4 protein-coding genes are annotated in these 3,437 nt (G+C 38.5%); all 4 read left to right on the top strand.

Annotated features, from left to right (window positions below; all coding sequences use genetic code 11):
• The first annotated feature begins 319 nt into the window (after positions 1–319).
• The gene (locus tag CXF78_RS17525) at positions 320–1,000 is read left to right on the top strand and encodes a hypothetical protein (RefSeq protein WP_123884157.1); all 681 of its coding nucleotides are present in this window, start codon (positions 320–322) and stop codon (positions 998–1,000) included.
• 85 nt (positions 1,001–1,085) lie between these two features.
• Positions 1,086–1,592, top strand: a complete 507-nt coding sequence (locus CXF78_RS17520) for a hypothetical protein (RefSeq protein WP_011636085.1) — start codon at positions 1,086–1,088, stop codon at positions 1,590–1,592.
• A gap of 156 nt (positions 1,593–1,748) precedes the next feature.
• Positions 1,749–2,987, top strand: a complete 1,239-nt coding sequence (locus CXF78_RS17515) for a hypothetical protein (protein WP_102037477.1) — start codon at positions 1,749–1,751, stop codon at positions 2,985–2,987.
• A 62-nt stretch (positions 2,988–3,049) separates the two neighbouring features.
• The coding region (locus CXF78_RS17510; protein ID WP_145991546.1) for a hypothetical protein at positions 3,050–3,437 on the top strand (388 nt) is incomplete at its 3' end.

Raw genomic sequence — 3,437 nt, 5'->3', positions numbered from 1 at the left:
GTATAAGTGACAGGCTTAATGGTGTTGTTGAATGGATAAACCTTTCTGTTGCGCTGACCTTTGGTTTTAGCTTTAGAATGCTCGCAATTCGCTACCATTGGTCAATGCCCAAGTTTGACTACCAATGTCAGTCAGACAATATCCATTAACAGCCACTAAATTAGCGATTCATATAAAATTAACATCGCCACTCATCGCAGTTGGATATCAAACTTATAAAATAATGTGTTTTAGAATTTTTATAGTCACAAAAGGCTATCGTAATTCAAGTGAAAAGGCAGTAAGTTATTTCATTATTAAATTGGGTGGCATTATTGTTTTGGCTAAGAAAATTGAGTTAGATGATAAATCGTTATTTTTTAATCTGCATATTAAAGGGATGCGTGACTTTAACGCGCAAAGTGACGTGGGTTTATATGTCGCTAATATAGGTTACCCTCTGTCTTTAGGTGTTTCATTGTTACTGCTTATTTTGATGGTCGGTTTAGCTGTGCTACCTCTTAGTGTTCCTAATACTGAGCTTGCTCGTGCATTAGTATTAATCAATGTGGGGTTATTACCTGTCTACTTAATAGGGCGGTATTGGCTGGTTAGGCGACGTTACGGTATTACCGGGACATTACGTTGCTTTGTTAGCCAGCAGCGTATTGCCATTCCTGCGAATGCAATAATTAATAAGCCTGTGGGGCAGTTGGAGTTACAACGTGGTGACATTGAGCGCATCACGGTAAAATATAAATCACAAATGCATCGTTTACATGTGCGCAATCATATTACCGCGTGTGATATTAAGCTAAAAAGCGGTGAAGTCATTATCCTTAATGCGATGTATTTCCCGCTTAAACACATTGTTTACATGCTGTGTTTTTTCGACTATCCATTAACAACGCTGCACGGCAATTGGTCATGGGCTTTTTTGCCTAATATTATAGCCGTAATATTCCCTGTTTTAGTCAATGTGGTTGTCACAGGCATGCTAGTGAAACACTATTTTTTGTAGTGTATATTCAATTGATTGCATACATGATTGATTGTGAGTTTTTAAGCGTTAGTAAAGCAAAAACGTAAATTAAAAGGATGTTTTCATGTACAAATTAATCGCTATTATTTTATTACTATTTATATCGACGCCTTCAATGGGGTCTTCTGATGAAGAAAATCTAACTCAGTGGTTGGCAGCTGCTAAAAAAATTGATCGATCAGAGCCGAATGCACTGTGTAAAGCGTCAGTCGATGTCGTTAGACATCAAGATGTGAACTTATTCAGAAAGGTGTTTGCTGCAATACCAGCAACGGATGAGCAAGTAAAAGTATATCTATCTGAGCTACATGATAAATATTTTAAAACATCATATTTAGGTATCGATAATTATCAAATAGATGAAAATGAGGCGTTAGCGTTTGAAGATGCTAAAAATTCTAGCAGCAGTTTAGTTAGTGACAACGCTAAGCAGCGTGGGCATGACTTAGAGTTGTGGGTTCCATACCGTTTCGACACGATATCACCAAAGACTAATGAAGCGATTCAAGGCTATGGGACTTGCAAGCTGGCCTATTTAGAAAACCAGTGGAAGGTTGTTACGTTATTGTAGGCCATTATATGGTACCTGCTTATCCTTTTTGTTCATTACCGGCATGTTAATGACGTAATAGAATGATATGGCTAAAAATAGTCGATAACGAGGCTCTTTATATAGTTGGTAGACACTGACAACTATCTTAAAAGTGTAAGTCGATTAAGGAGCAGGATGTTTAACAAGTTAACAGGGACGCTGTTGAATACCGCTTCATCATTTTCAATAGTGTCAGCCGTTGAAAAAATAAAGTGGATTTTTATATGCTTTAATTTGGTTTATGTGGTGTTGGAAGTAAGTGTTTTTTCTTTTTTGGCTGAAGCTGTCGGGCGTTTAATGCTCAGTATGTTGTTGATGTTGATAGCGTTTAGTTATCAATGTCGATGGTGTTTTGATGCCTCACGCAATGTGTTAATACAGTTTCATGGTTTCAAGTTAGGGGGGGGATCCATTTATTCCCTTCAACAACAAGATGTTGATTACTCGATAATAAAAAATATTGAGTTAAAAGAAGTGCATAATACTTATAAAGTGATTTTGCATGTTAAAGAGAGTCAACAAGCTCAATTTCCTGAACCGATATCGATATCGTTAAAAGTGAAGCAACATAAGTTGCCCGCATTGGTGCAACAATGTCGAAAAGAGTTAATGTCGCAGGGGATTAATGTTGTCGGTCAATTTGATAGCGTTAGCCGTAAAGATTGGCCAACCTTTAGTTCAGTTCCGCTCGACCAAGATACCGTAAAAGCCTTTATCGGGATTAAGTTATTTAACGACCCGATAAAATTACAATACCCCGTCACACTGTTTATGCTGCCTTTACCTCGGCAATACTTTCATCAAGTCTGGGCTTCAAGTTATATCAGTTTTATGGCTGCCTTGTTTATCCTTTATTCTAGCCAAAATATCGTAGCGGCCACCGTGGTTGCACTATTTGGAGTAGCGGTGTCTGCTGTAAGGCGAAAGCTCATTTGCGATAAGCATTATACACAGGGGATATCGACTCCTAATGAGATCGTTATCAGCGAGAATTCACTTGTTTTTCCAAGAGTGTATTTTGAGGACAAGCAAGTTAGACAGATAGAAAAGTCTGCGATTAAATCAATTAATATTGAGTGGAATTGGTATAAAGCTGGCGATGGTGACAGTATCCGGAGGCAATACAGGCGACCTTTTGTATTTAGAGTAAACATTGATGTGAGTAACGGTGAAAGCATTACGTTAGCCGGGCAAGCATTTGATAGTAATAAATTTGTTATTGCACTGTCTCAACTCGGCTACAGTGCAACGTTGACGCAAATTCCGAAAATAGCTGCGGTATGGCGATTTTACATACTCATACCGATGGCTATAGCGCTACTAGGTATGACAGGCTTTGGCTTGTTCTCGCTGTATATTCGTTATTTGGTTTAAGAATTAACATGGCCATATATGGCTTGATTGTTTTCAAGTGCTCAACTAACAGGATGTTATCGATGAATATTTTTAAAAAAGCCAGCTTGCTGGTGGCCATGACTACAGCCATTACCACAATGAGTTTTGCAGTATTGGCTAGCAACCAAGCTGCTATTGATGCATTTGAAGCTAAAACGAAACCCATAGCACAAGATGCAAAAGTGCTATCCGATAAGCAGCTAGTCTTGATGCAAGAGTTTAATCAGCTCATGGATTCTGGCAATGCGTCGGCTGTATTCCAAAGTGGCAAGGTGCAAGAATTACAAGCACTCGGTGAGCAGACGTTGGTGCAAGCTAGGTTGTTTGTAAAAGAATATGAGCAGTTTTTGTCACAATTACCTGAAACATCTACCTGTTATATGCCTGAAAACGTCACAGAATATAACAATCTCATTGATGAGGTATCAG

It is taken from the genome of Shewanella sp. 11B5 (assembly GCF_002836795.1).
Lineage (GTDB): Bacteria > Pseudomonadota > Gammaproteobacteria > Enterobacterales > Shewanellaceae > Shewanella > Shewanella frigidimarina.
The sequence above is the reverse complement of the archived record's forward strand: the minus strand, read 5'-3'. Positions and strand labels throughout refer to the sequence as shown.

What these genes read in the sequence shown, in the direction of transcription:
- CXF78_RS17520 (WP_011636085.1), top strand. Translation starts at nt 1,086, where the DNA reads ATGTACAAATTAATCGCTATTATTTTATTACTATTTATATCGACGCCT.
- CXF78_RS17515 (WP_102037477.1), top strand. Translation starts at nt 1,749, where the DNA reads ATGTTTAACAAGTTAACAGGGACGCTGTTGAATACCGCTTCATCATTT.